This window comes from Pseudomonas sp. Irchel 3A18, from assembly GCF_900187465.1.
GTDB classification, from domain to species: domain Bacteria; phylum Pseudomonadota; class Gammaproteobacteria; order Pseudomonadales; family Pseudomonadaceae; genus Aquipseudomonas; species Aquipseudomonas cichorii.
Genome location: NZ_FYDI01000002.1, coordinates 232,059 through 257,808 on the forward strand (window position 1 = coordinate 232,059; position 25,750 = coordinate 257,808).

Genomic DNA, 25,750 nt, shown 5'->3' on the forward strand with positions numbered 1-25,750 from the left:
CGGCATACTCACGTTGCAGGCGCGCTTACAGGTGAAGTGCTAAATACCCATGCGAGTGCAACTCTATTACTCCCATGATGACTCCGACATATGTCGGACACACACCAATAACTTCACCTCAGCGCCTGCCCTTTTACAGAACAAGATTGACTATAGATCACTTCACCCACATCACCTCTGATATATTTTTTGCAGCTCTTAAAACTCAACAGCCAAGCTTCAACGTCTCTTTTTTGAAGACTATCTATTCTCTCGGTAAGCCATAATTGAGCACACACGAGATACTCAAAATCCGCAAATCAATCGTTTTTAACGTCATAGTTTATGCTGCAGCCTCGGCCCTCGCAGCTCTCGCTCTCGTCAATTGCCATTAGCAGACCCGCTATAATACTACTGAAGAAGCAGTCCTTCAGTATGTAATTAGCATAAGCATGTCATGATTCGTCGACATGGTCCTGCTGTGTTTGGTCGTTCACTCCAAACGCAAGGATCAGCTGTTTTAACAAAATAACCAGCTCTGCTGGGCTGCCGTCGCGTAGCACGTGTGTTAGCAATTCAGCCGCATATGCAGGGTCTGCACGAAGCGCCTCGGACATAGCCTCACTGTGCGGTCGATCTCTCATTTGGTCCTTCCCATATCGCCTAGAGACATATGCGCTAAAGCTCACTAATAGTATACGTTGAGCAATTCGAGGTGGCATCGAGCTAAAAACAGTTCGACGGGCAGCCAACCGGCTATCGACCTATGTGGATTGCACAATCCAAAAGCTGTGTAAAGCTGAGATTTACCTGTGAGCTTTAACAATCTCCCCCATCTTTATTCCCATAGCCACCTGCAACCTTCGAAACTCCAACATTATACTTTCCACATCAATTGCGTCAGCGCCTTCTCCGCGCTTCTCCGCAAGCCAAAGTTTCAACAGACCAGCAACCCGTCCGAGGTCGCCGCTCACCTTGGCCAAGTCCCCCACGGAGGTCAGGTCAACGACCGACCGGATGGGCGTGTTCATGCCTAGCGCGCGAAGGTAGCCCGAGCGGGACATCCCAGCTTCTTTGGCCTTATCAGTGATCACCGCTTTTTCCTCATCAGTGACCCAAACCTCGATTGGCTTGCCGCGTCGGCGAGCCGTCGTTTTTTCTTTGGTGCCGCTTGTCATAGGTGCTCCAGCTGTTGCTGTGTTTTTGCCCTTAGACGCGGTAGCGGCTGTGCGCCTCGCAGAGCAAGATACGTTGAGCCGAAGGCGAATAAGGGACAGTGATGGATGGGTACGGGCTTGCCCGTACCCGTACAACACACATCTTGCCGTCTGCCTGGGTGCAATTAAAAGAAATTTATTGCTAATAGTCGTTTCGGCAAAGTCAGTTTCCTTAAATTTCCTTGAGTTGCGTTAATTCTCTCTAAGTTGCCTAGAGTTGCATTAATCCAGGTAAGGAATTGCCTAAAATTGCTTTGAGTTAACTTAATCGACTAAATTTAAATGAATGAATCAAACAGAGCGGAGAAAGTATGAGCGACGGCCAACTTACCGCGGCCACGCTTAGCTCGTAGCGACGCCGATCCTGATATGGCTAACAACTCCAGCGGTCGCTAGAATCTCCGCTACCCACAATAGATCAAGGCCGAAATGGCACCAAAAAGGAGCATGAAAAATGGCTAGAAAAACCCTTTCTGAGCGTCGAGCTGACGCCTTTTCTGAACTAGAGATGGCTAAGGCAAGGCTTGCAAAACTAGACAATGAGGCAGCAGAAAGAATTGCAAGAATTGCAATAAAATCAGGATTAGTTAATCTTGATCTCGCGGACGATCACATCCGGGAAGAATTCGATAGAATCGTGGAAAGGATAAGCAAGAGGAATTGATTATGAAGACCGCTCACCGCATCAGCGCTTTGGCCACTCAACTCAATGAACTGCAAGCCTGCCTCGGCCGAGCCAGCGGGCAATCTAGTAAGCGCATTTCGGAGGCCCAGCGCATCGCGGCCGAGCTAGCTTCTTCACTCGAAGAGTGGCACCTTGAGACGCTGCACATCCCTGAAACTGAACGTTGCCTCTATCGCACTCATAATCCTTATTACGCAGCCCACTGACGCCGCGCACCAACTTATAAAAAGCTCACTTCAGTGGGCTTTTTTCGTCCGCAAAACGCATCAAACCGGACAGCCAACTCTTCTTCCTTACAAAAGAAAAAACCTAGAAAAGCCAGAGAGTTGCCATCACTAAAAGGTTTGATTAACGGACAGTTTCCGGACGCAACTTATTGCAATCTATGCGGATAGACTATTATCCGCATATTCAAAACAACGCCATATCGGAGAATAATCAAACCTCAAGCTACTACAAAATTAGGTATTCGGTATGGAAATAGAATCGCAAAAAACGTCAGTTTATGTCGCTCGGATATTCGGCCGAGGCGCGGCGCTAGCTGTGGCAATGGCAACCACAAGCCTTGGTGTAGTTCTCTATATGACACCTGCCCCGGCTTACGCCATCTACTGCTCTAACTGCTCGACGTTCTATCAACAGATGTTCGAGTACGCCGAGCAGGTCAACACGGCGCTGAACACCGCCGAGCAACTGCAAACGCAAATTCAGCAGTACCAAAACATGGTCACGCAGGGCACGGGCTTGCCCGATTCGATGTTCGGCAGCATCGCGGCTGACTTGAAAAGCGTGGTCAACATCTACAACCGCTCCCAAGCCTTGGGCCGCCAAATCCAGAACCTGGATTCGCGATTCAACACGGTTTTTCCCGGCTACGAGTACTACCTAAATCAAGCAGCGAACTCGGCAGAGGTCCCGGCGCAGGATCGCTATCAAAAGTGGTCACAGCAGGGCCGCGACAACGTGAGAACGGCGATGAAAGCAGCGGATTTAAATACAGGAGCCTTCGAGTCTGAAGACGCTCAGCTCGCGCGCATGGTTTCACGTTCACAGTCAGCCGTGGGCCGGATGCAGGCGATCCAGGCAGGCAACGAAATCGCCTCACAAAATGTCCAGCAGTTGCAGAAGCTGCGCGATCTGGTCGCTACGCAAATCAACATGCAGGGCAACTATATGGCTCAGCAGGGTGACCGTACAGCAGCCAGCGAAGCTACCGAACAGCAGTTTGAAGCGCGCAAAAATACACGCGGCGGCGTGAAGGGGTACTGAGAATGACTATTTCGAAATGGCTCATCGCGTTGATCTGCTCCGGCTCTGCACTAATCGGTTCTATCGTCACCGTGGCGGTTCGAAGCGACAGCGAATGTATATCGGTGACTGAGCACCAACGGCAAGAGCGTGACGCTGATTTCTCTTTTGAAGAGCGCCCGAACACTCGCGGCGGCGTTAAGGGGTACTAGCTATGGATACTCGCCTACTATTGTTCCTCGTCTTGGCGAGTTCATTCGTGAGCGGAGATGCTATGGCCGCGACCGACCTTTCACATGCCGACACATCGGTGCAGGGCCTACTCGACCTCGTTTTGCAGCAGTCGCACCAGTGGTCAGGAAAGCTGTATGACTATGCGATCAGATTATTCTGGCTGTTGGCCTCCATTCAATTCATTTGGACGTTCCTACCTCTGATCATGAAGCAAGCCGACTTCGGCGAGATTGTCGGCGAGCTGCTGCGCTTCGTCCTGGTGGTCGGCTTCTTCCTTGCTGTTATGAAGTACTCGGTGGAGTGGTCATCTGCCATTGTCGATAGTTTCCGCGATGCGGCTGCGTCTGCGAGCGGCCTCGGGCGTGCATTAGAACCCGGCGATATGCTGGCGGTTGCACTGGATTTCGGCCGCACTATGGTAAAGGGCATATCAGTGTTTTCTCCGGCCAAAGGACTTCTGATCGCAGTATGCGCAATCCTTGTATTGGCGTGTTTCGCCTTCATCGCTGCATTCATGTTCGTAACGCTCGTAGAGTCTTACGTCATCATCAATGCTTCGGTGCTGTTCTTTGGCTTTGGCGGCTCACAATGGACGCGTGATTTTGCGATCGCCCCAATGCGCTTCACCGTCGCAATCGGAGCCAAGCTGTTCGTCTTAACGCTAATCGTCGGCTTGATAGTCCAGTCGGCCAAACAGTGGTTGGCCGCCTACACCAATGACGAAGCGTCGTTGATGACGATGGTCGGTCTGGCCTTGGTGTGCTGCTATCTGACAAAGACTATTCCCGACCTGATCGGCGGCATGATTAGCGGCACGTCGATGGGTGGCGGGTCAGCCATCGGTGGTATGGCGGCCGCCGGTGCTGCCGGTGCAGCGGCGGCAATCGCAACCATCGCCACGGCCGGGGCGGCCGCTCCTGCTGCTGCCGGTGCAGCGAGTGCCGGAGGCATCAGCGGCGGCGGTCTGGCAGGGGCGATCAACTCCAGTATTGCCGGTGCAAGCTCCGCTGGTGCTGCCTCGCCAGTAGGTGGCGCTACGTTCCCCGGCGTAGGGGCCAGCACTGGCGGCGGCGCAGCGGCCAAGGTAGCGAGTTCCGCAGGTGCGAAGATTGGCGGTGGTGCAGCTACCCCATCGGCTACGTCCAGCAACAGCGTCCAGCAGACCGCTAAGCAGGCCGGGAAGGCCGCACAGAGCGGCGGTGACAATGATCAGAAAGCAACACCGAAAGGGGGAGCTGTTAGTTCCGGCAACGCACTGTCTCAAGCAGCCAATGGTGGTGCAAAAGCGCTTGGCGTAATTGCCTCGCTGACAGTGCCGGGCATGGAGAATGCCCACTCAGCGTCGCTTGGCGCTGGTCCTCCATTGCCAGCCCCCAGTGACTCCAGTTCGCCCACGTCCGCAGAGCCAGCTGGAGAAGCCGCAGGCATGGAATCCAACGTCATTCGACCAGATACGAACACCAGTTCGAGTTCCGGCCGCCTCGACGTTTCGAGAATAACCTCAAGCAACGACCAACCGGAGAAATAATCATGAATAGCATTCTAATGTTCGCTGGATTCGTAATGCTCGCCTCCACCTTAGCCATTGGCATGTGGGCGTTCGGCCGTTGGCTGCGAAGCAAAGGCTACGGGCCATTGCTCGATAGACTGGATCGACAATGCACCGCGTTGCAACTTCGAGTTAGCCCGCTGGCCCTTTCGGCTTCCTTTCACATGTTTTCTGGAGTGCAACATCTGAATCGCCTCCCTCTATTGGGTAGCAAGAGCAATGCTGCTCAAGCCCAGCAAATTCTGACTGCGATCCGAGCGGCGCAGGAAGCCCAAAGGCTCGACTCCTCCGTCAACCGCTGACCCTACAACCCCCCGCCAGAGTGCGGGGGTTTGTTTCCCGGGGCCACCAAATCCAAGTAGTACGCACGGACTTGTCTCAGGTAACCCCTTCAGCCCCCGCACGTAAGCGTAATCTCCCCCTGAGTTCGAAACCCAGGCCGCCTATTACTTCGGACCAGCACCCTACTGGCACTCCATCAGAACGACGCCCCCAGACAGCCTTGATCCAACGCGCGGAAGGCTCTGCCATTAGTAATACGCACGGACTTTGAACACTTAGACCATCGGCCTGGACGGGCCGCCGTCAAAGCGCGGGGGCTTCGCCATTAGTAATACGGACGGACTTTGAACACTCTACGGCCGGAGCTTTGAGATAGCCCGAGACGGCTCCCACGGACACCGCCATTCGCTTAGCGATGGCTCGCACGCTCAGGCCTTCGCGTCTGAGGGCCTGCGCCTGCGCCTGCTTAGCGTTGGCAGACTCAAGGTAGGTTTCTCGGTCTACAGAACCGGCAGCTCGCCTCCGAAGCTCATGGCGCCTCCTATCGCGCTCTGCAGCCTCGACCCGATTGACAATAGTCTTGAGCTGGCGTTGTTCGTCGGCAGTGATCCCGAACAAGTTGATAAGGGTGTCGTTCTTCGGCGTGTACAGCGGCGCGTAGTCCTTGCCACCAAAGCTAACTTTGTCCCCGGCCTCATAGGCTTTGGCCTTGCTGAACAGGGTCATAAGCTCTTTCGAGCGGCTATTCCACTGCGGATCAAGTTCGCGGGCCAGCGCGGCCGCTTCGTGGTACATCAGCTTGCTATTGGTCGCCCCGGACAGCAGCAGGAAATTCAATCGCCAAAACAGGTGCTGCATCCGGCTGCCCTCACCGACACCACCGCGCAGCTCGGCCAGCTTGCGCAGGTCTTCCAGCCGATCCCACGCGAGCTGTCGGCCGGAAAACCCGCGCAGATTGTCAGCTTTGCTGCCGGGCACCAAAAGGAAACGCTTTCCCGTTGCGCGCTGTTCGGCCTGTTTCTGTTGCTCCTGCCGTTGCTGCTCGATAGTCCATCGGGCTGCCGGTAGCAGGGCCTCGGCCAGATACTCGAAGTTGTAGCGGATCGGTTGACCATCAAGGCCGCTCTGGACGTGAACCACGCGGCAGACTTTGCCGCTCTTGCTGTTGACCGTCTCGACGGTACGCAGCACGCGGCTGGCGTCCTTGGCCATTGGGTCGGCCCCGACGTGCGCGAGACGATCCACAAGGTAGCGTTGGCAGGCGTTCCAGCGGGGTAGGGCCTGTCGTGGAATGGTGCCCTCCAGCAACCACTTGGCCTGTATGCCCCGGCCGCTGTAGATCAGCACGGACGGCGGCGGCAAGCCCTCTTCGGCGCAGAAGTATAGGACGGACGCGGCCAGTTGGTCAGGCGCTCGCCCAGCCAGCGCGGGCACGCGGTAGGTGTCGAGGTCGGCGAACAGCAGGCCAAGCCGCAGAAGATTAACGACTCGCCGATTGGGTCGGATGAACTCTGCCTGGGACATCCACGTGTCACGTTTTTTGTCCAACAAACTGAGCACTTTTGGCATATCAGCCAAACGATGAGAGGACTGGCGCTTTTCACCTTGGGAGTCGACGAGCAACGAAAAAAAACCGGCTCTCGTCCTATCGTGGTACATCTGCGCTTCGTCCTCAGAGCTGAAAAGCGCAAGCTGTAAACTTGCGCTTTTCAGCTCTACAAGGTCGTTTGCAGTTTCTGAGTAAGGACGCGATGTCGACCTTGTCTCAGGCCTGAACCCCACCGCTCAGACTGCCATTCCTGGCCTAGGAGCGGGGCCGGACTCCCTGCATGTATCAATCCACTCCTCTACCTCGGCTAAATCCCACACGACCTTGCGGCTACTCACCGCAATTCGACGCGGGAATTTACCCTTCATTTCAAAGTTATAGATCGTGCGCTCACACAGCGGGATCATCGCCAAGAGTGTCTTTTTGTCGATGAGTTTTTTGCTCGATGGATGCATAGCTAGGCCCTATCAGTCACAGCGAATGTGTGCCTGATCGTGCCTTTAGGTGCCTATTGCTTCGACAGAATGATTGGCTAGAATGGTTGACATGAAAAAACAAACGTCCATAGCTATTTGGGAGGGGTGTGATGCCTCCGTCGCAGAGGCCCTTCACCGATTCCTTGATCGCTGGGAGCCCTACTCCACAGCATCTAAACGCTATCCGATCGTTCGTCTGGTCGAAGAGCTTATCGACCGTGCCGTGGCGTCATATGCCGAAACGCTTCCATCGCGTTATCAGGGCCATATACCCGGGGCAGGAACGAATGTAGCGTTCAGCGCGATTATCCAGCTTGTTGGCATTGCCGCTATGGTCCGCCTACAGCGTCAGCTGCTACGAGCTTTTGTTCTGACTCACGACAAGCAGTCGGAGGACGATCGCTGCTTCATTGCGACGCTTGAGACGCTGATAGAACTGGTGCTGGCATGTAAGCGCAAGCAGCCGTATACCAAGGATATGGACGGTTTGAACGGTCAACGCTTGAAAGGGTTCTGTAGATTCTGCGGCGCGCGGGCAGAGCTAGCATTGTTCGCAGAAGGTGAAGGTCAGCGTGACCTTGATGAACACCTACGCCTGAGTAATCTGTACTGCTCCACCCACCGCCCAAAGACACCGGATGGATGCTGGAACCCGGCATACAGGCAAGCAATGAGATCTGTAGCGCAGTTCGACCTAGAGCTGGCCAGATTGAGCAGACAATGCGCAGTACGAGCAGAGCCTAAGGCAAAGTCAGGTGACGAGCTCGTCGACGCGTATATCTTTCGATACATGCTTAGCCAAACCCTACACCTAACGGACGAAGCGGAGCTAAGAAATCTCGCTCGACTAATGGTGGACGTCAAGCTGACAGACCGGAGAAAGCAAATCCTCGTACTGCAAAAACTCGGCTTCAACCAGTCAGAAATTGCTCGCAGACTGAATATCGAGCGCCAAGCAGTATCCAAAGCTCTTCGCTCAGTCCCTGATTGTTTTCGACTGTGTTAGTGCTTCGAGCTGCATCATTTAACTCAAGCAACCACACTTTTGAACTCAATAAGACGGTCACTAGCACTCGACCTAATCAGTGCTTCGAATGACTTAGGAGCGAAAGCAGCCATCTACGGTCGGTAGCCAACCCAAAGCAGATCCTCATTAAAAAGTGCCAACAGCCAATAAGAATATTTCGAACTCGCAGAGCATCTGGTCACTTTGGTTTTTTACCGACGCTTGCAGCACAGACCCCATCAAACCTCACCGATTACTCCAGGGCTCGTCATTCGCAGCCGGATTATACTCCGAGCAACGAACACAATGATCACAATTAATTATTGTACGGCCGTACTCAAATAATCCAAAGTTTGGATCTTCGCTTATAGAATTAGCAATATGCTGTTTTGAGAATGGAATCTTCGTAACTCTTGCGATTGGACACTCCGGCTCTTTAACAACATCAAATGTAACTATCTCCGTGACATAGGCGAGCTTAACTGCCTCAACGTCATCGTAAGTTTCACCCAAACAATGACTACACGATGAAATCTCATCATTACATATATTGCAGCGCTCAGCGAACTCTTTACATTCGACACCGCTGTATTTTCGCCCACTCCTATGATCGCAGTCCACAGGATCCATATCACATATAGAGCATTTATATTTCTCAAATCCCCGCATACTAAACCCAAAGTCACGATGCAGAAGCATATTGGGGCATTTTGTGAAATAAAAGCCGTCTTCAAACTCCAGGGCGCACCCGTAATCCTCATGCAGCGCGGCCCCTATAGAGTGCATCTGCTTTGAGATTGGAACTCGTAAATCTTTAGCCACCCAGAAAACATTAAGGAGCATATTCAATGCGTGCCTAAGCTTAGGTTCTGGATCTATCAGCTCTCCAGCGTTATAGTCAGCAATAATCTTTTGCGCCTCATTGAAGCTATTTTCCGCCATGCTGGAAAAATTTACATTTCCAAAAGCCATCACTCGCGCCTCAAAGGCTGGCTCATTATCTTCTTCGCTCATCAATGATCCTTTAGGCTATTTATTATTGATTCAACTTCCGCCGCCGAACCCTCTACAACTATTTTTTTATAGCTAGCACCTTCTTTTTTTATGAATTTCACAGAAACCGTTTTATCTTTAGGTATATTCTTCTTCAACCAATCCGTTAAGAAATTAGCAAGAATCGCGAAAGGAATCCCAAAAATCAAAGGCAAGATTATATCAGCGCTTCTTAATGCTTGATAAGTATGCACTTCGCCTTTTACGACAACGGCCTTAACGCCAAACTCCTTTAAATCCTTTCTCAAGTCTGGCGAGTATTCGTTCAGGATATCAACGCCGTCAGCACTGCCTTCCGGCATAATGTAAGCTACATCTTGCTCATGACCTATTTTCCTATTGGATATCTCTTCCAAATAGTATTCGATATCAATAACATTTTCTTCCAGCATTTTCCTGACCTCATATTTTATTAGAAACGACCAGCGAAGCATAAAACTTAACTTCTTTCATCCTTCAGCCATACGTGAGGCTGGTATCGAACGCACTTGGATGATCGCATCGAATGCATCCGACCGGTCAGCAACGATGGAATTTCTTGGTCAAACTTAGGATAAGTTCCTATCAGCGATTGCTGAAGTGGGGCGTAATCACGAAAGCTACGCGTTTGTTTTCCGAGATTTCTTAAGCGTCCAATCATCAACCATATTTGCCCAATCTTGCAACATCGCACGGCGCTGATCGCGATATTCAGCCTTGTTATAGACGGCTCTCACACCTTTTTGCTCGTGCGCGAGGCACTTCTCGATCCAGTCGGAGTTGTACCCAGCCTCATGCAACAGCGTGCTGGCCGTGCGTCGCAGGTCGTGGGGCCCGAATTTGCCTAGGGGCACCCCTTCCTTTTGGGCAAGGCGATAGGTGAGTGTCAGCACCTGGTTGATCGTGGCTGCGCTCATTGGCAAATCAGAGTCGTAGCGTGACGGCAAAACGTAGTCTGAACCTCCTGCCAAGGTTTTCAACGCGATGAAGAAATCCAATGCCTGCTGAGACAGAAATACCAAATGAGGGTTACGACGCTTCATCCGCTCTTTTGGGATGGTCCATAACGCTTCGCTAAAATTGATCTCACTCCACGTCGCATTGGTCAACTCGCTCTTGCGCACCATTGTCAGCAGAAGGAGCTTTGCCGCAGCACGAACCGAAGTCGCGGTACCGATTCTGTCCATGTACTGGTACATCAGCGCAATTTCATCGGGCGTCAACGCACGGTCGCGTGGCTCAAATTTCGCGATACTGGCAGGCCGTACCAGATCTGCGGGGTTCTCAACCTTCTGGCCACGCTCAATGGCCCAACGGAAGACTTGCAGCACGATCTCCCGTGAATGGACGGCGGTTGCAGGCGCACCCCGCTCTACTATCGCGTCAGTCAACGCTCGCAGGTCCTCATGGTTTATTTCTACTAGCTTCTGATTGCCAAACTTCAGCTTCAACTCGCGCTCATAGACTGATCGGCGCATGTCTCGTGTCGAGTCCGCCATCTGGTAGCCGCGTAGCCATTTTTCAGCCCAAGCATCGAAAGTCTCAGCACCCTTCGTGCGCGCCTTCGCCCGTGCTTTTTCCTTAGCTGGAGACTTGCCAGCGGCGACCATCTTCTTGGCCTCCCCTAGCCGCTCCCGAGCCTCTGCAAGAGTGATTCCCCCCAAGCCATAACGACCGAAGGTGATCGTCTCCTGTCGGCCGTTGATGGAGTAGTTGTAGCGAAAGGAGATCGAGCCGGCTGGAGTGACGGCTACGTACAAGCCGTCACGGTCAATCACCTTGTAGAGCTTGTCTTGGGGCTTGAGATTTCGAAGCTTGGTATCGGTGAGCATGGCTTCCACTATTTCCATGAAAAAATACCATGCCCTGAAATGCGCGGAAAAATTGGGTCTATCCCCAGTAAAACCGGGCCTTTAGGCCAACTCGATACCATGCCAACCCTGAGGCAAAGGGCATGGTATTGAGCGTCATGCATGGCATTAGATGCAGTCAGTACCCCGTACCATGCCACATAAACACCGTGCTTGGCGATGCAGAACGCTACCCGAATTTGCCAGACCCAAAAAGCCAAAAGCCCGCAATTACGCGGGCTTCAGGGCATTTTTTGCTAGATCGTGCCGGGCAGTGCCGGACGCGGGATCATTCCCACTCAATCGTAGCCGGCGGCTTGCTCGAAACATCGTAAGTCACCCGCGAAATCCCCTCGATCTCGTTGATGATCCGCCCGCTGACGGTTTCCAGCAGTTCGTAAGGCAGGTGTGCCCAACGTGCGGTCATGAAGTCGATGGTTTCTACGGCGCGCAGGGCAACGACCCAGGCGTAGCGGCGGCCATCGCCTACGACGCCAACCGATTTGACTGGCTGGAAGACAACGAATGCCTGGCTGACTTTGTGGTACCAGTCGGCCTTGCGCAGTTCTTCGATGAAGATGTGGTCGGCGCGACGCAGCAGGTCGGCGTATTCCTTTTTCACTTCACCCAGGATACGCACGCCCAGGCCCGGGCCAGGGAATGGGTGGCGGTAGACCATGTCGTACGGCAGGCCGAGTTCCAGGCCGAGGCGGCGGACTTCGTCTTTGAACAGCTCGCGCAGGGGTTCGACCAGTTTGAGGTTCATTTCTTCCGGCAGGCCGCCCACGTTGTGGTGCGACTTGATGACGTGAGCCTTGCCGCTTTTCGCGCCAGCCGACTCGATGACGTCCGGGTAGATGGTGCCTTGCGCCAGGTACTTGATGTTGTCGAGCTTGCAGGCTTCGGCATCGAACACGTCAATAAAGGTGCGACCGATGATCTTGCGCTTTTTCTCCGGGTCGCTTTCGCCAGCCAGATTGTTCAGGAACTGCTCTTCGGCGTTGGCGCGGATCACCTTGACGCCCATGTTCTCGGCGAACATGGCCATGACCTGCTCGCCTTCGTGCAGACGCAGCAAACCGTTGTCGACGAAGACGCAGGTCAGTTGATCGCCAATGGCCTTGTGCAGCAAAGCTGCGACCACGGAAGAGTCGACGCCGCCGGACAGGCCCAGCAGAACGTTGTCGGTACCGACCTGGGCGCGGATGCTGGCAATCGCGTCTTCAGCAATGTGCGAGGGAGTCCACAGCGCTTCACAACCACAGATATCGAGGATGAAACGCGACAGGATGCGACCGCCCTGCTTGGTGTGGGTCACTTCCGGGTGGAACTGCACGCCGTAGTAGCCACGGGTATCGTCAGCCATGCCGGCGATAGGGCAGCTTGGGGTGCTGGCCAGGACGTGGAAGCCGTCCGGGATTTCGGTGACTTTGTCGCCGTGGCTCATCCAGACATCGAGGCCCAGGACGCCATCGGCATCGACATGGTCTTCGATACCGTCGAGTACGCGGCTCTTGCCGACCACGTCGACACGGGCGTAACCGAACTCGCGCAGGTCGGAGCCTTCAACGCGGCCACCCAACTGCTCGGCCATGGTCTGCATGCCGTAGCAGATACCGAAGACCGGCACGCCCAGGTCAAACACGGCTTGCGGAGCACGCGGGCTATTGGCTTCGTGGACGGACTCGGGGCCGCCAGCGAGGATGATCCCGCGTGGAGCGAATTCGCGAATCGCTTCATCGTCCATGTCGAACGGATGCAGTTCGCAGTACACACCGATTTCACGCACACGGCGGGCAATCAGTTGGGTGTATTGGGAGCCGAAATCGAGGATCAGGATACGGTGGGCGTGAATATCGAGGGCCATGGAAGGAGCTCTGATGAGCAGTTGCGAGCTTTAAGCTGCAAGCTGCAAGTTATCGGAATCTGCGGTAGCTGCATAAGCGCAACTACCGCTTGTAGCTTAAAGCTATCAGTTGTCGGCCTTAGCCGACGCGATAGTTCGGCGCTTCCTTGGTGATCTGCACGTCATGGACGTGGGACTCAGCCATGCCAGCGCCGGTGATGCGTACGAACTCGGGCTTGGTGCGCATTTCTTCGATATCGGCGCTACCGGTGTAGCCCATGGAAGAACGCAGGCCGCCCATCAGTTGATGGATGATGGCCGACAACGAACCCTTGTAGGCCACACGGCCTTCGATACCTTCCGGCACCAGCTTCTCGGCACCTGCGGACGAATCCTGGAAGTAACGGTCCGAAGAACCTTGCGCCTGGGACATGGCGCCCAGCGAGCCCATGCCGCGATAAGCCTTGTAGGAGCGGCCCTGGAACAGTTCGATTTCGCCCGGCGCTTCTTCAGTACCGGCAAACATCGACCCCATCATCACGCAGCTTGCGCCGGCAACGATGGCCTTGGACAGGTCACCCGAGAAACGGATGCCGCCGTCGGCGATCAGGGGAACGCCAGTGCCTTCAAGGGCAGCGGCAACGTTGGCGATGGCGCTGATTTGCGGTACGCCCACGCCTGCAACGATACGGGTGGTGCAGATCGAACCTGGGCCGATACCGACCTTGACCGCGTCAGCACCAGCCGCAGCCAGAGCCTTGGCCGCTTCGCCAGTGGCGATGTTGCCGCCGATGACCTGCACTTCAGGGAAGTTTTCCTTGACCCAGCGAACGCGGTCGATCACGCCTTTGGAGTGACCATGAGCGGTATCGACTACCACCACGTCAACACCGGCAGCTACCAGCGCCGAAACACGATCGCCAGTGTCCTTGCCAGTACCGACAGCAGCGCCGACACGCAGACGACCCTGGTCGTCCTTGCTCGCCAGCGGGTAGGCTTTGGCCTTTTCGATGTCCTTGACGGTCATCATGCCCTTGAGCGCGAACTTGGCGTCGACGATCAGGACCTTTTCAAGACGGTGCTTGTGCAGCAGATCGCGCACTTCGTTCTTGTCTGCGCCTTCGCGTACGGTGACCAGACGCTCTTTGGGCGTCATCACTTCGCGAACAGGGATATCCAGACGGTTTTCAAAGCGCACGTCACGGGAAGTCACGATGCCGACCAGGTCGCCATCATGCAGGACAGGTACACCGGAGATGTTGTGCAGGCGGGTCAGCTCGAACAGGTCACGTACCGTGGCGTCAGCCTCGATGGTGATCGGGTCCTTGACGACACCGGCCTCGAACTTCTTGACCTTGCGAACTTCAGCAGCCTGTTGTTCGATAGTCATGTTCTTGTGGATGATACCGATACCACCTTCCTGAGCCATGGCGATGGCCAGACGGGCTTCAGTGACGGTATCCATTGCAGCGGAAACCAAAGGGATATTCAGTTCAATGCCACGGGTCAAACGGGTTTTCAGACTGACTTCGTTAGGCAGTACCTCGGAATAACCGGGCACAAGGAGAATGTCGTCGAATGTTAGGGCTTCTTGACTGATACGCAGCATCGCGGGGGCTCCCGGGCGGGAAAATTGGAAGCGCGCCATTATACCTACACACCTGCGCAGGCTCAATGCAAACCTCAGCCTAATATCAAACGAACTTATAGTCGGACTTTGACGAAGGAAACCGGGCGATCCAGGCGTTCCGCGAAGTCGTCGAGGAAGCTCTGTGTGAAGGATGCATCGAGCCAGTTATTGAAGATGAAACCCAGGTTGGAGAAACCGCAGGCGTCCAGGAACAGAAAACCGTTGATATCGTCTTCATGGCGGCATTCGGGGCAGATGAAGTTATCGGTATGGCCGGGCATCCAGTCTTCCAGGCTATCGAACAGCGCCTCACCGATTTCCCGGCGGCACTCGGGGCAACCGGCCTCTTCGGCAAAATTGTTCAGCGGCGTGAAGATGCAGCGCCTGGTCACGATTTCCAGCCCGTTGACGACCTGCCCGAACGGCAAGGCGTCGGGATGCTGCACCACCCTTTTCGCGCCCGGTGCAATGGCATAGGCCATTTTGTTGTAGGTTCGCCCGCAGGTGCTCAGTTCCGGCTCGACCACATTGAGCTTCACCAGCCAGCGCAGAATCAGGCGCGCCCGTGCCTCATGTCCGGGAAAACTGGAGATTTGCGGGACGATGATGCTCTGGGTGTTCATGGCAATGTGTCGCTGAAGGCTGATCGGGGGCGGCAGTTTAACAGGTCAGCCCGGAACGCCGCCCCATCAACCGGCAATGTAACGACCGATCAACGCCAGACCGCTGACCAGCACCAGCCAGGTTACCAGCCGCACAAAGGCTTCACGGGACAGTTTCGTCACCAGTGATCGACCGATCCATGAACCCAGCAACATCGCAGGCAACAGGCAGACCGCCAGAAGCAGCAAGGGCATTTCGGCATAGACCCCGGCCAGCAAGAACAGCCCGAGGCGCACGATAGTGCTGCAACTGATCAGGGCGCTTTGCGTGGCCCGCGCCTGCTCCTTGGAAGTCAGGCGACTGTTGAGATAGATCGCGTAGAGAAAACCGCCACTGCCAAACAAGGCACCGAACAAGCCACCGATCGTGCCCATGGGGATCGCCCAGCCCGCCGCCAGCTGGGTCGGTCGTACGTTGACTGCCAGGCTGTAAAGCGCATACGCCGTCACGAACAGCCCCATCATCAGGAGCAGTACATCGGACTTGAGATTGAGCAGAAACAGCACGCCCAAGGTGCAGCCCACCGCCATGCAAGGTAGCAGGCGAAGCAACTCCGAGCGGACCACCGATTGCCGGGAAGGCAGCAGGTTGCCGAAAGCCGCCAGGAAATCCAGCATCACCAGCAAGGGAATGATCCGCGACAGCGGCATGAAATGAATCAGGACAGGCCCGGCCACCAGCGCCGTACCGAAACCGGCGACGCCAAACACTATATAGGCCGCCATCACGGCCAGTTCGATCCACAGCAGATCCAACGGTGCAAAGCCCAACTGGTTGAACCATTCGACCGCCACACGACTCTCCCTGAATTGACCACGCGCTGCTTATATAGCTGCGCCACCCGAAAACCGCCAGTGGTGGTGGCCGGGCAAATCCCTTTATGATGCCGCCATGATTAAAGATCCCTTTGCAAGACTCGGCCTGGACCGGGAAGTCCTCACTGTCAGCCAGCTTAACGGCCGTGCACGGGTGTTGCTGGAAGATGTGTTCAGCAGCATCTGGGTCGAGGGCGAGATATCCAACCTGTCGCGCCCGGCCTCCGGCCATGTGTACTTCACGCTCAAGGACTCCGGCGCCCAGGTGCGTTGCGCCCTGTTTCGCCAGAGCGCGGCGCGTGTCCGGCAGGCGCTCAAGGATGGCTTGCAGGTCAAGGTTCGCGGCAAAGTCTCGCTGTTCGAGGGCCGCGGCGACTATCAGCTGATTCTTGATACCGTCGAACCGGCGGGCGATGGCGCATTGCGACTGGCTTTCGATGCCCTGAAAGCCAAGCTCAGCGACGAAGGCCTGTTCAGCGCCGAACGCAAGGTCGCGCTGCCGCTGCACCCGCAACGTATCGGCATTATCAGCTCGCCTACAGGCGCGGTGATCCGCGACATCATCAGCGTGTTCCGCCGTCGTGCGCCGCAAGTCGAGCTGACCCTGATTCCGACGGCGGTCCAGGGCCGCGAAGCGATTGCGCAGATTGTCCGGGCACTCAAGCTGGCCGACTCCAGAGGCTTCGATGCCTTGATCCTCGCCCGAGGCGGCGGTTCGCTGGAAGACCTGTGGTGCTTCAACGAAGAAGCCGTGGCCCGAGCCATCGATGCCTGCGTGACCCCGATTGTCAGTGCGGTCGGGCATGAAACCGATGTTTCCATCAGCGACTTCGTGGCCGATGTGCGGGCGCCTACGCCCTCTGCCGCTGCGGAATTGCTGGCACCGGACTCCAGCGACCTGCATCGCCGGGTAGAAAACCTCAATCGCCGTCTGATCAGCCGCATGCAGGATCGACTCATGCGTGAGCGCTTGCGTCTGGACGGTATTTCCCGCCGCCTGCGCCATCCCGGTGAACGCCTGCGCCAGCAAGCCCAGCGCCTGGATGACCTGGACATGCGCCTGCGCCGCGCCTTCGAACAAGGCATGCATAAGCAGAAGGTGCGCCTGGCGCACATGGAAAGCCGTCTCGCCGCCCAGCATCCGGGACGCACCCTGGCCTTCCTGCGCCAGCGGCTGGATGTTCTGGCCGAACGCCTGCCACGCGCCATGCGCGAGCAGATCAAGACCCGAAAACTACAATTGCAAAGCCAGATTCAGACACTTCATGTCGTAAGTCCGCTGGCAACACTGGGCCGTGGCTACAGTATCCTGCTCGACGAACGCGGCAATGCCATCCGCAACGCCGCGCAAACACGACCCGGCCAGCGCCTTACGGCCAGACTGGGCGAAGGCGAATTGCAAGTGCGCGTCGAGGATAACCACCTGACGCCCGTGACCCTCTCTCTTCTGGACTGACCTATCGATGCTACGTTTTATCGCACCGCTGCTCGCCCTCCTCTTGTGCCTTCCCGCCCATGCCGACAGCTACATCACTCGCGCTCTCAACAAGCCGGTGCCCGGCGGTGTCGCAGTGATTGATCTGGGCACCAGCAACCAGCCGCCTAAAGCCACCTTCCAGGGCAAACCGGTACTGGTGGTCAAGGAACAAGGTACTCGCTGGCTGGCCATTGTCGGCCTGCCGTTGACGATCAAGCCCGGCACGCAACAACTGGCATCGGGTGGTCGCAACCTGAGTTTTACGGTGGGCAGCAAAAAGTACCCGGAACAGCACATCACCCTGCAGAACAAGCGTCAGGTCAACCCGAACCCCGAGGACACCAAACGCATCAACAGTGAAACGCCAAAACTGCTGGGTGGCTATGCGGTATTCAGCCCTGGTACGCCAAGCAACCTGATCCTCGACAAACCGGTAAACGGGCCGCTGTCGAGCAAGTTTGGTGTGCGTCGCTTCTTCAATGGCGAAGAGCGCAATCCCCACTCAGGCCTGGATTTCGCGGTCCCGACAGGCACACCGATCAAATCCCCGGCGGCTGGCAAGGTCATCCTGACCGGTAATTTCTTCTTCAATGGCAACACGGTGTATGTCGATCACGGTCAGGGCTTTATCAGCATGTTCTGTCACTTGTCGAAGATCGACGTGAAAACCGGCGATCAGGTGCCACGAGGCGGCTTGCTCGGCAAAGTCGGTTCTACCGGCCGCGCCACCGGCCCACACCTGCACTGGAACGTCAGCCTGAACGATGCGCGGGTAGACCCGGCGATATTCATTGGCGCGTTTCAGCCGTAATCTCCTTTCGTGAATGAATTCGCTCCACACAAACCACGTGGAAACGAATTCATTCACGAAGGTGTTTGCACACGTTTTTCAACTCGCACAATAACCAAGCAATAAACGCCTTTAAACAGCGATAAAAACTCGCCACGAACCGAAATTCGAGAACTTATCTCAATTTTTTCCAGGTGCTTGCCAACTTTCACCTCAATGGTTACGGTTGGCCTCATGAAAACTGCTCAAACCCTCATTCTGTTGCGCCAACATCGGTGTCTGCGCCTGGTCAGTTCCCGACTGCCAGGCTAGATTGCGGTGCCTCGCCCCTGTCTTGCGCGTCAATGGCTGGCCGCCTCTTTTCGGCCTATTCCGTACAAAGGACTTATCAAATGACCATGCTCAAAGATCCATCGAAGAAGTACCGTGCGTTTCCGACCATCGACCTGCCCGATCGTACCTGGCCTTCCAAAGCCATTACCTCGGCGCCGATCTGGTGCAGTTCAGACCTGCGCGACGGTAACCAATCGCTGATCGAGCCAATGGATTCGGTCAAGAAACTGCGTTTCTGGAAAACGCTGGTCAAGGTCGGCGTCAAGGAAATCGAAGCATCGTTCCCGGCGGCCTCGCAAACCGACTTCGACTTCGTGCGCACCCTGATCGAAGACGGCCATATCCCGGATGACACCACCATTCAGGTGCTGACCCAGGCCCGTGAAGATCTGATCGCCCGTACTTTTGAATCCCTGCGCGGCGCGAAAAAGGCCATTGTTCACCTGTACAACGCCACCAGCCCTTCCTTCCGCCGCATTGTCTTCAACCAGGACAAGGCCGGCGTGAAAGAAATTGCCGTGAACGCCGCCAAGCTGTTCGTCAAATACGCCGCCCAACAGCCGGAAACCCAGTGGACCTTTGAGTACTCGCCAGAGACCTTCAGCGCCACCGAACTGGAGTTCGCCAAGGAAGTCTGTGATGCCGTGATCGAGGTCTGGAACCCGACGCCTGAGAACAAGGTGATCCTCAACCTGCCGGCTACCGTGGAAGTTGCGACCCCGAACGTCTACGCCGACCAGATCGAGTGGTTCGGTCGCAACATCACCCGCCGTGACAGCGTTCTCATCAGCCTGCACACCCACAACGACCGTGGCACTGGCGTTGCCGCCACCGAACTGGGTCTGATGGCCGGTGCAGACCGTGTCGAAGGCTGCCTGTTCGGCAACGGCGAGCGTACCGGCAACGTGGACCTGGTCACCGTCGCCTTGAACCTCTACACCCAGGGCATCAATCCTGGCCTGGACTTTTCGGACATCGACGGCGTGCGCAAGGTCGTTGAAGAGTGTAACCAGATTCCGGTTCACCCACGCGCTCCTTATGTCGGCGACCTGGTTCACACCGCGTTCTCCGGCTCGCACCAGGACGCTATCCGCAAGGGCTTCGCCCAGCAGAAAGACGACGCTCTGTGGGAAGTGCCTTACCTGCCAATCGACCCGGCCGATATCGGTCGCAGCTACGAGGCAGTGATTCGCGTCAACAGCCAATCGGGCAAAGGCGGCATCACTTACCTGCTGGAACAGGAATACGGCATCTCCCTGCCACGTCGCATGCAGATCGAGTTCAGCCAGGTGGTTCAGGGCGAGACCGACCGTCTGGGCCTGGAAATGACTGCCGAGCAGATCCACTCACTGCTGCGCCGCGAGTACCTGCAAGCCAACACGCCTTACGCCCTGATCAGCCACAAGCTGCAGGAAGAAAACGGCAACAGCTCGGTGGATGCAGAAGTGCATGTCGACGGCGAAACCCAGCACTGGCGCGGTAAGGGCAAAGGCGCTCTGGAAGCACTGGTTGCCGGCCTGCCGGTCAACGTGGAAATCATGGACTACAACGAGCACGCCATCGGCTCCGGCACCACGGCCAAGGCCGCTGCCTACATCGAACTGCGCGTGAACGGTGACCGTGCCGTGCATGGCGTGGGTATCGACGAGAACATCACCACTGCCAGCTTCCGTGCATTATTCAGTGCCCTGAACCGCTCCCTGAGCCAGGCACAAGCCAAGGCTGCCTGAGTCGGAATAGCGAGGATGACGGACGCCCGTTCGTCATCCTCCAACAGGCTCTAACACGGGCTTTTCGATCTAAAACCCTCGTTTCAGAATCCGCATAACCATGCGCATATTCGGCATAATCTTTTCATTTATGCTGTGGTAGCATGCTGCCTTTAATGGATTTGGCCTGCTGATAGCACCTTTTTCAGCTACCGGCGCCAGGTTCAACTTGCCTGTTTGAAGCTGCACCCTTTCCCAAAAGCCACGATGACTATTGCATTGATTTTCGGACGAAAAGAATGCACGGGCAGACCAACCGTGCATTGAAAAAACCATCGGCCTCGGTAACGCTGAGCTGATCCAATCACATTTGGAGCGATTATGCCTAAGGCTTCCCATCAAGATCTGCGCCGCAACTTTCGCGCACTCACCTCTTCAGATTCCTGCTATCACACAGCCTCGGTCTTCGATCCAATGTCTGCGCGCATCGCAGCCGACCTGGGCTTTGAAGTGGGTATCCTCGGCGGCTCGGTTGCATCCCTGCAAGTACTGGCAGCGCCCGACTTCGCACTGATCACCCTGAGCGAATTCGTCGAGCAGGCCACTCGCATCGGCCGCGTCGCAGAGCTTCCGTTCATCGCCGATGCCGACCACGGTTATGGCAACGCGCTCAATGTCATGCGCACCGTCATCGAACTCGAGCGTGCAGGCGTTGCGGCGCTGACCATCGAAGACACTCTGCTGCCCGCCCAGTTTGGCCGCAAGTCCACCGACCTGATTTCCACCGCAGAAGGCGTCGGCAAGATCCGCGCAGCGCTGGAAGCCCGTGTCGATCCGGAACTGTCGATCTTTGCCCGCACCAATGCCGCGATCATTCCCGTGCAGGAAGCAATCAGCCGGATTCAGCAGTATCAGAGTGCAGGCGCCGACGGCATTACCATCGTAGGCGTGCGGGACTTCGAGCACCTTGAACAGATCTCGGAAGGTGTGACCATTCCCCTGATGCTGGTCACTTACGGAAATCCTGCGCTGCATGACAACAAGCGTCTTGCAGAGATGGGCGTCAGGATCTGTGTACACGGCCATGCGGCCTATTTCGCATCGATCAAGGCAACCTATGACTGCCTGAGAGAACAGCGCCAGATTCTGAGCAGCACCAGCGACATGAACGCGACTGAACTTACCCACACTTACACACAGCCTGAAGACTATGTTGAGTGGGCCAAGAAGTTCATGAATGTGAACGAGTAAGTACGCCGTACTTATCGACTGAAGCGATGAAAAAAAGCCTCCGTAAAAGGAGGCTTTTTTGCAATCAGGCAGTGGTCTTGACGCCACCGCTGGTTGTCAGTTGCAGCAATGTGCCTTGCAGAGTCTGTATGGTTGAGGAGGTCTGGGCGATCTGCCCTTGAATGGCCAGAATACGCGCAGCCTTTTCATCTTCCGAACCTTTGCTGTTCTGAGCGGCAGCCAACTGAGCCTGCTGCTGAACCAGTTGTTTTTGAGCCTGCTTGATCTGCTCTTTGATTTTTTCGATGGTTTCTTCGACACCCGCTCTAGCGGAAGCACCGCCTGCACCACCCGCCGCAGCACTACCACCAGCCTTGGCACCGTCAAGCGAAACACTTACACCACTTTTTTCCGTGCTGTCGGTTGCGGTCGTGGTCGCGGTGTCTGCGTCCTTGTTTTTGACGGTCAGCGACAGCGCGCTTGAATAGGCACTCAGCGATGAAGTATTGATAGTAGTCATGACGAACTCCTGGTTGTATGCGAAAGCTATCGACACATTTACACACAACTTGAATGAATCATTGTATCTCGAATGTATCGGCGTCCAGATTGGCCGGGAAGCGCGTGCGGTAGTCCCGCAGCGCCGCAGCATTCAGGGTTGCCTTAAAGACGCCATCCCCCTCACCGATATCGACGAGGCTGTCACCCTGAAAATCCAGCACCTGGCTATCACCTGTGTACGTAAAACCTTTGCCATCGTTGCCGACCCGGTTGACCGCCGCGACGTAACACAGGTTTTCGATGGCTCTGGCCGGTAGCAGACGATTCCAGTGCAGGCGACGAGCGCCGGGCCAGTTCGCGGTATAGAGCAACAGGTCGGTGTCCTGAGCATCACGGCTCCAGACCGGGAAGCGCAGGTCGTAGCAAATCAATGGCCGAATGCGCCAGCCGTTCAACTCGAACATCACCTGACGCTCACCAGGGCTGTAGTGCTCGTGCTCACCGGCCATGCGAAACAGGTGACGCTTGTCGTAATACAACAACTCGCCATCGGGGCGTGCCCACAGCAGCCGATTGCGATGATTGCCTTCGGCATCACGAATGATCACGCTGCCGGTAATCACCGCCTGAAGACGCCTGGCCTGTTCCAGCAGCCAGTCGGATGTCGGGCCGCCTTCAGGTTCTGCCAGGGTTTCGGAGTCCATGGAGAAGCCGGTGGTGAACATTTCCGGCAGGACCACCAGATCGACGTCTTTCACCTGCTCCAGCAATGCGCCGAAGTGATCGAGGTTGGCCTGCCGGTCGTGCCAGACCAGAGTGGTCTGGATCAATGCCAGTTTCAGGTCGGACAACTGACTCAAATCGCGCATAGTTTTTCCGCTGCCTGACGCAACGTCTCCTCTCGTTTGGCGAAGCACAGGCGTATCAGACGCTGGCCTTCGGGCGGTTTCTGATAGAAGACCGACACCGGAATGCTGGCCACACCATGCTCACGGGTCATCCACAACGACATGTCGACATCGTTGAGGTCCGGACGAATCTGCGAGTAATCCACCAACTGGAAATACGTACCGCCCACCCGCTCGAAGCTGAAGCGCGAAGACGCCAACTGATCGCAGAAGAAGTCGCGTTTGGCCTGATAGAACGCCGGCAGCTCTTCCACGTGCTCGGGATGCGCCGCCATGAAATCGGCCAGCGCCCACTGCAACGGCGTGACACCACAGAAGCTCACGTATTGATGAACCTTGCGCAGCTCGGCGGACAAAGCCGGTGGCGCAACCACATAGCCGGTCTTCCAGCCAGTCACGTGGTAGGTCTTGCCGAACGAGCTGACCACAAAGGCGCGCTGATACAGTTCTTCATGGGCCAGTACGCTGACATGCCGGACGCCATCGAACACCAGATGCTCGTACACCTCGTCACTGATCAGATAGATGTCACGATTGGCAATGAGCGCAGCCAACTGGTCCAGCTCGGTACGGCTGATCAGTGCACCGCTGGGGTTGTGCGGGCTGTTGAGGATGATCATGCGCGTGCGCGGGCTCAAGGCATCGCTCAGCTTCTGCCAGTCGATGGAGAAGTCGTCCAGCCCGAGCTGCACATGCACGCAACGGCCACCGGCCAGCTCCACGGCAGGCTCGTAGCTGTCGTAGCAAGGGTCGAAAACGATCACTTCATCGCCGGGACGAATGACGGCCTGGACGGCGCAGAAGATGGCCTGGGTCGCGCCCGGCGTGATGGTGACTTCGCTGTCCGGGTTGACCTCGCGCCCGTAACTGCGGGCGATCTTGGCTGCAACCTGCTGGCGCAGGGCTGGCAGGCCGGTCATCGGTGAATACTGGTTGTGGCCTTGAGCGACGTGAAGGCTCAAGGCATCGCGCAGGGCCTGTGGCCCGTCGAAATCGGGAAAGCCCTGGGACAGATTGATCGCGCCGGTTTCGGCGGCGAGCTGGGACATGACGGTGAAGATGGTGGTGCCAACATTAGGCAACTTGCTGTCGATCATTAGGGCCCTTCCCTGCAATACCCCCGGCATCACGGTGGCACGGGTCAGGCAGGATAGCCCATCAGGCGCGCATAAAAAAAGGCACCGTGCAGACTGACTGCAGGGTGCCTTTTCAGGAGAAAGACTCAGCGCTTGTCGCGGCGCTTCTTGTCTGCCTTCTTGTGGTGCGACATCAAACGACGCTTCTTGTTGACCTGGCGGTCGGTCAGCGTGTTCTTGTTGCCTTCGTACGGGTTCTCGCCGCCCTTGAACTCGATACGGATCGGCGTACCGACCAGTTTCAGAACACGGCGATAGGTGTTTTCCAGGTAACGGACATAGGACTTAGGTACTTTCTCGACCTGGTTACCGTGGATCACGATCAATGGCGGGTTGGCACCACCCAGGTGGGCATAACGCAGCTTGATACGGCGGCTGCCGACCATTGGCGGCGCGTGCTCGCTGACGGCGTCTTCCAGAATCTGGGTCAGGCGGCTGGTTGGCCAGCGGGTGACGGCAGACTTGAAGGAGTTCTGCACCGACTGATACAGGTTACCCACGCCCGTGCCGTGCAAGGCAGAGATGAAGTGGATGTCGGCAAAGTCGACGAAGAACAGCCGGCGCTCCAGCTCGGTCTTCACGTAGTCGCGCTCGCCCGGCGTCATGCCATCCCACTTGTTCAGTGCGATGACGATTGCGCGCCCGGACTCAAGTGCGAAGCCCAGCAGGTTGAGGTCGTGATCGACCACACCTTCGCGGGCATCCATCACGAAGATCACAACGTTGGCGTCCTTGATGGCCTGCAACGTCTTGACCACGGAGAACTTCTCGACTTCCTCGTGGATCTTGCCGCGCTTGCGCACACCCGCGGTGTCGATCAGCGTGTACTTCTCTTCGTTACGCTCGAACGGAATGTAGATACTGTCGCGCGTAGTGCCTGGCTGGTCATAGACGATAACCCGGTCTTCACCGAGCATGCGGTTGACCAGGGTCGACTTGCCGACGTTGGGACGACCGATGATGGCGATCTTGATGCCGTCTTTTTCGCTCGGGCCAGGAATGCGCTTGGCTTCCTCACCTTCAGCGACGTCCTCGACCTCACCTTCTTCGATCTCGTCTTCGTCCTTGGGGAAATCCTTCAGGGCGATTTCCAGCATCTGGGAAATGCCGCGACCATGAGCACCGGCAACCGGGATCGCATCGCCCAGGCCCATCGGGCTGAACTCGGCACGCGCCAGGTTTTCATCGATGTTGTCGATCTTGTTGGCAACCACGTAAGAACGCTTGTTGCGCTTGCGCAGGTGCTCGCCGATCATCTGGTCAGCCGCGGTGTAACCCGCCTTGGCATCCACCAGGAACAACACGACATCGGCTTCTTCGATAGCCAGCAGCGACTGCTCGGCCATCTTTTCGTCCATGCCATGCTCGTCGCCGGAAATACCACCGGTGTCGATCAGGATATAAGAGCGCCCCTGCCACTTCGCCTCTCCGTATTGGCGATCACGGGTCAGACCGGACAGATCGCCGACAATGGCGTCGCGGGTCCTGGTCAGGCGGTTGAACATGGTGGATTTGCCGACGTTCGGTCGACCCACCAGGGCAATTACGGGAACCATGCGGCTCTCCACTTCGTTATTTCAGAAAATACAAAAGCCGCTGCAGGGC

Annotated in this window: 24 protein-coding genes; 9 read left to right on the top strand and 15 right to left on the bottom strand. The window is 56.2% G+C overall.

Annotation, left to right across the window (positions count from 1 at the left end):
- Positions 1-785: 785 nt before the first annotated feature.
- Entirely contained in the window at positions 786-1,157 is a 372-nt protein-coding gene (locus CKW23_RS04060; RefSeq protein ID WP_095067071.1) for a CopG family transcriptional regulator, read from the bottom strand.
- 493 nt (positions 1,158-1,650) lie between these two features.
- Here CKW23_RS04060 and CKW23_RS04065 point away from each other — a divergent pair, with 493 nt between their 5' ends.
- On the top strand, positions 1,651-1,860 hold the full coding sequence (locus tag CKW23_RS04065; protein ID WP_095067072.1) for a TraC family protein: 210 nt from the start codon (positions 1,651-1,653) through the stop codon (positions 1,858-1,860).
- A 37-nt stretch (positions 1,861-1,897) separates the two neighbouring features.
- Here CKW23_RS04065 and CKW23_RS27150 read toward each other — a convergent pair whose 3' ends face one another.
- Entirely contained in the window at positions 1,898-2,029 is a 132-nt protein-coding gene (locus CKW23_RS27150) for a hypothetical protein (protein ID WP_122461296.1), read from the bottom strand.
- Positions 2,030-2,355: 326 nt separating this feature from the next.
- Between CKW23_RS27150 and trbJ the strand changes: the two genes are divergently transcribed.
- The 3 genes from trbJ (at position 2,356) to CKW23_RS04090 (ending at position 5,214) form a co-directional block, all read left to right on the top strand.
- Complete coding sequence (trbJ, locus tag CKW23_RS04075; RefSeq protein WP_095067074.1) at positions 2,356-3,150, top strand: P-type conjugative transfer protein TrbJ; 795 nt, start codon at positions 2,356-2,358, stop codon at positions 3,148-3,150.
- Between the two features lie 193 nt (positions 3,151-3,343).
- A complete protein-coding gene (trbL, locus tag CKW23_RS04085) occupies positions 3,344-4,891 on the top strand; it encodes a P-type conjugative transfer protein TrbL (RefSeq protein ID WP_095067076.1) in 1,548 nt (515 codons plus the stop codon).
- Positions 4,892-4,893: 2 nt separating this feature from the next.
- Positions 4,894-5,214 carry a hypothetical protein gene (locus CKW23_RS04090; protein ID WP_095067077.1) on the top strand — a complete coding sequence of 107 codons (321 nt, stop codon included), beginning with the start codon at positions 4,894-4,896 and terminating at the stop codon, positions 5,212-5,214.
- Between the two features lie 283 nt (positions 5,215-5,497).
- Here CKW23_RS04090 and CKW23_RS04095 read toward each other — a convergent pair whose 3' ends face one another.
- Together CKW23_RS04095 and CKW23_RS04100 are read right to left on the bottom strand one after the other, a co-directional pair.
- Complete coding sequence (locus tag CKW23_RS04095; RefSeq protein WP_095067210.1) at positions 5,498-6,853, bottom strand: replication protein; 1,356 nt, start codon at positions 6,851-6,853, stop codon at positions 5,498-5,500.
- Positions 6,854-6,979: 126 nt separating this feature from the next.
- Positions 6,980-7,198, bottom strand: coding sequence for an AlpA family transcriptional regulator (locus CKW23_RS04100; protein WP_082729292.1), 219 nt, complete (start codon positions 7,196-7,198; stop codon positions 6,980-6,982).
- A gap of 91 nt (positions 7,199-7,289) precedes the next feature.
- On the opposite strand from CKW23_RS04100, the gene CKW23_RS04105 reads away from it, so the two are divergent.
- The gene (locus CKW23_RS04105; RefSeq protein WP_256590398.1) at positions 7,290-8,225 is read left to right on the top strand and encodes a LuxR family transcriptional regulator; all 936 of its coding nucleotides are present in this window, start codon (positions 7,290-7,292) and stop codon (positions 8,223-8,225) included.
- Between the two features lie 246 nt (positions 8,226-8,471).
- Here the strand turns inward: CKW23_RS04105 and CKW23_RS04110 are convergent, their stop codons facing one another.
- The 7 genes from CKW23_RS04110 to CKW23_RS04140 form a co-directional block, all read right to left on the bottom strand.
- Entirely contained in the window at positions 8,472-9,239 is a 768-nt protein-coding gene (locus CKW23_RS04110) for a hypothetical protein (protein WP_095067079.1), read from the bottom strand.
- Positions 9,239-9,670: a hypothetical protein gene (locus tag CKW23_RS04115; protein WP_143498888.1), complete on the bottom strand. Its 432-nt coding sequence runs from the start codon at positions 9,668-9,670 to the stop codon at positions 9,239-9,241. Before CKW23_RS04115 ends, CKW23_RS04110 begins: the two co-directional genes overlap by 1 nt.
- Before the next feature lie 207 nt (positions 9,671-9,877).
- Positions 9,878-11,089, bottom strand: coding sequence for a site-specific integrase (locus CKW23_RS04120; protein WP_095067211.1), 1,212 nt, complete (start codon positions 11,087-11,089; stop codon positions 9,878-9,880).
- Positions 11,090-11,396: 307 nt separating this feature from the next.
- A complete protein-coding gene (gene guaA / locus CKW23_RS04125; protein ID WP_095067081.1) occupies positions 11,397-12,974 on the bottom strand; it encodes a glutamine-hydrolyzing GMP synthase in 1,578 nt (525 codons plus the stop codon).
- A gap of 118 nt (positions 12,975-13,092) precedes the next feature.
- Positions 13,093-14,562, bottom strand: a complete 1,470-nt coding sequence (guaB, locus tag CKW23_RS04130; protein ID WP_025258857.1) for an IMP dehydrogenase — start codon at positions 14,560-14,562, stop codon at positions 13,093-13,095.
- Between the two features lie 95 nt (positions 14,563-14,657).
- The gene (locus CKW23_RS04135; protein WP_025258856.1) at positions 14,658-15,206 is read right to left on the bottom strand and encodes a hypothetical protein; all 549 of its coding nucleotides are present in this window, start codon (positions 15,204-15,206) and stop codon (positions 14,658-14,660) included.
- Positions 15,207-15,272: 66 nt separating this feature from the next.
- Positions 15,273-15,971, bottom strand: coding sequence for a sulfite exporter TauE/SafE family protein (locus CKW23_RS04140; protein WP_074569097.1), 699 nt, complete (start codon positions 15,969-15,971; stop codon positions 15,273-15,275).
- Between the two features lie 166 nt (positions 15,972-16,137).
- Between CKW23_RS04140 and xseA the strand changes: the two genes are divergently transcribed.
- From xseA to CKW23_RS04160, 4 genes are all read left to right on the top strand, one after another.
- A complete protein-coding gene (gene xseA, locus CKW23_RS04145; protein WP_025258854.1) occupies positions 16,138-17,517 on the top strand; it encodes an exodeoxyribonuclease VII large subunit in 1,380 nt (459 codons plus the stop codon).
- Positions 17,518-17,524: 7 nt separating this feature from the next.
- A complete protein-coding gene (locus CKW23_RS04150) occupies positions 17,525-18,349 on the top strand; it encodes a M23 family metallopeptidase (protein WP_025258853.1) in 825 nt (274 codons plus the stop codon).
- Positions 18,350-18,720: 371 nt separating this feature from the next.
- Positions 18,721-20,391: a 2-isopropylmalate synthase gene (gene leuA / locus CKW23_RS04155; protein ID WP_025258852.1), complete on the top strand. Its 1,671-nt coding sequence runs from the start codon at positions 18,721-18,723 to the stop codon at positions 20,389-20,391.
- A gap of 360 nt (positions 20,392-20,751) precedes the next feature.
- Entirely contained in the window at positions 20,752-21,621 is an 870-nt protein-coding gene (locus tag CKW23_RS04160) for an oxaloacetate decarboxylase (protein WP_025258851.1), read from the top strand.
- 64 nt (positions 21,622-21,685) lie between these two features.
- On the opposite strand, the gene CKW23_RS04165 is transcribed toward CKW23_RS04160, so the two are convergent.
- The 4 genes from CKW23_RS04165 to der form a co-directional block, all read right to left on the bottom strand.
- Positions 21,686-22,120 carry a hypothetical protein gene (locus tag CKW23_RS04165; RefSeq protein ID WP_025258850.1) on the bottom strand — a complete coding sequence of 145 codons (435 nt, stop codon included), beginning with the start codon at positions 22,118-22,120 and terminating at the stop codon, positions 21,686-21,688.
- A gap of 58 nt (positions 22,121-22,178) precedes the next feature.
- Positions 22,179-22,970 carry an amidohydrolase gene (locus tag CKW23_RS04170; protein WP_095067082.1) on the bottom strand — a complete coding sequence of 264 codons (792 nt, stop codon included), beginning with the start codon at positions 22,968-22,970 and terminating at the stop codon, positions 22,179-22,181.
- Entirely contained in the window at positions 22,958-24,106 is a 1,149-nt protein-coding gene (locus CKW23_RS04175; protein ID WP_095067083.1) for a pyridoxal phosphate-dependent aminotransferase, read from the bottom strand. The genes CKW23_RS04170 and CKW23_RS04175 overlap by 13 nt, the downstream gene beginning before the upstream one ends.
- Positions 24,107-24,231: 125 nt before the next feature.
- Positions 24,232-25,701: a ribosome biogenesis GTPase Der gene (der, locus tag CKW23_RS04180; RefSeq protein WP_025258847.1), complete on the bottom strand. Its 1,470-nt coding sequence runs from the start codon at positions 25,699-25,701 to the stop codon at positions 24,232-24,234.
- Between the last annotated feature and the right edge of the window lie 49 nt (positions 25,702-25,750).

Coding starts and splice junctions, on each gene's coding strand:
- trbL (WP_095067076.1), top strand. CDS start 3,344: ATGGATACTCGCCTACTATTGTTCCTCGTCTTGGCGAGTTCATTCGTG.
- der (WP_025258847.1), bottom strand. CDS start 25,701: ATGGTTCCCGTAATTGCCCTGGTGGGTCGACCGAACGTCGGCAAATCC.
- CKW23_RS04170 (WP_095067082.1), bottom strand. CDS start 22,970: ATGCGCGATTTGAGTCAGTTGTCCGACCTGAAACTGGCATTGATCCAG.
- CKW23_RS04135 (WP_025258856.1), bottom strand. CDS start 15,206: ATGAACACCCAGAGCATCATCGTCCCGCAAATCTCCAGTTTTCCCGGA.
- CKW23_RS04165 (WP_025258850.1), bottom strand. CDS start 22,120: ATGACTACTATCAATACTTCATCGCTGAGTGCCTATTCAAGCGCGCTG.
- CKW23_RS04060 (WP_095067071.1), bottom strand. CDS start 1,157: ATGACAAGCGGCACCAAAGAAAAAACGACGGCTCGCCGACGCGGCAAG.
- CKW23_RS04105 (WP_256590398.1), top strand. CDS start 7,290: ATGAAAAAACAAACGTCCATAGCTATTTGGGAGGGGTGTGATGCCTCC.
- guaB (WP_025258857.1), bottom strand. CDS start 14,562: ATGCTGCGTATCAGTCAAGAAGCCCTAACATTCGACGACATTCTCCTT.
- CKW23_RS04065 (WP_095067072.1), top strand. CDS start 1,651: ATGGCTAGAAAAACCCTTTCTGAGCGTCGAGCTGACGCCTTTTCTGAA.
- CKW23_RS04140 (WP_074569097.1), bottom strand. CDS start 15,971: ATGGCGGCCTATATAGTGTTTGGCGTCGCCGGTTTCGGTACGGCGCTG.
- xseA (WP_025258854.1), top strand. CDS start 16,138: ATGATTAAAGATCCCTTTGCAAGACTCGGCCTGGACCGGGAAGTCCTC.
- CKW23_RS04100 (WP_082729292.1), bottom strand. CDS start 7,198: ATGCATCCATCGAGCAAAAAACTCATCGACAAAAAGACACTCTTGGCG.
- CKW23_RS04110 (WP_095067079.1), bottom strand. CDS start 9,239: ATGAGCGAAGAAGATAATGAGCCAGCCTTTGAGGCGCGAGTGATGGCT.
- leuA (WP_025258852.1), top strand. CDS start 18,721: ATGACCATGCTCAAAGATCCATCGAAGAAGTACCGTGCGTTTCCGACC.
- CKW23_RS04115 (WP_143498888.1), bottom strand. CDS start 9,670: ATGCTGGAAGAAAATGTTATTGATATCGAATACTATTTGGAAGAGATA.
- CKW23_RS04150 (WP_025258853.1), top strand. CDS start 17,525: ATGCTACGTTTTATCGCACCGCTGCTCGCCCTCCTCTTGTGCCTTCCC.
- CKW23_RS27150 (WP_122461296.1), bottom strand. CDS start 2,029: ATGTGCAGCGTCTCAAGGTGCCACTCTTCGAGTGAAGAAGCTAGCTCG.
- guaA (WP_095067081.1), bottom strand. CDS start 12,974: ATGGCCCTCGATATTCACGCCCACCGTATCCTGATCCTCGATTTCGGC.
- CKW23_RS04090 (WP_095067077.1), top strand. CDS start 4,894: ATGAATAGCATTCTAATGTTCGCTGGATTCGTAATGCTCGCCTCCACC.
- CKW23_RS04120 (WP_095067211.1), bottom strand. CDS start 11,089: ATGCTCACCGATACCAAGCTTCGAAATCTCAAGCCCCAAGACAAGCTC.
- CKW23_RS04175 (WP_095067083.1), bottom strand. CDS start 24,106: ATGATCGACAGCAAGTTGCCTAATGTTGGCACCACCATCTTCACCGTC.
- CKW23_RS04095 (WP_095067210.1), bottom strand. CDS start 6,853: ATGTACCACGATAGGACGAGAGCCGGTTTTTTTTCGTTGCTCGTCGAC.
- CKW23_RS04160 (WP_025258851.1), top strand. CDS start 20,752: ATGCCTAAGGCTTCCCATCAAGATCTGCGCCGCAACTTTCGCGCACTC.
- trbJ (WP_095067074.1), top strand. CDS start 2,356: ATGGAAATAGAATCGCAAAAAACGTCAGTTTATGTCGCTCGGATATTC.